At 47.3% G+C, this 243-nt stretch carries 2 tRNA genes; both read right to left on the bottom strand.

The window, feature by feature from the left end:
* Positions 1–34: 34 nt before the first annotated feature.
* Positions 35–110: transfer RNA gene (locus N480_RS16275), tRNA-Val, on the bottom strand.
* A gap of 18 nt (positions 111–128) precedes the next feature.
* Positions 129–204, bottom strand: a tRNA-Val gene (locus N480_RS16280).
* Positions 205–243 lie beyond the last annotated feature (39 nt).

Here is a 243-nt window from a genome sequence, read left to right on the forward strand (position 1 = left end):
CCCAACTGAGCTAACAACCCGGGATTGTGTAATTTGGTGGGTGATACTGGACTTGAACCAGTGACCCTCGCCTTGTAAGGGCGATGCTCTCCCAACTGAGCTAATCACCCAAATTACATTTTCTATATTGGTGGGTTGTACTGGACTTGAACCAGTGACCCTCGCCTTGTAAGGGCGATGCTCTCCCAACTGAGCTAACAACCCAATATAGAATTTAGATATGTGGTGGGTTGTACTGGACTT

Source organism: Pseudoalteromonas luteoviolacea S2607, from assembly GCF_001625575.1.
In the GTDB taxonomy this organism is placed as follows: Bacteria; Pseudomonadota; Gammaproteobacteria; order Enterobacterales; family Alteromonadaceae; genus Pseudoalteromonas; species Pseudoalteromonas luteoviolacea_E.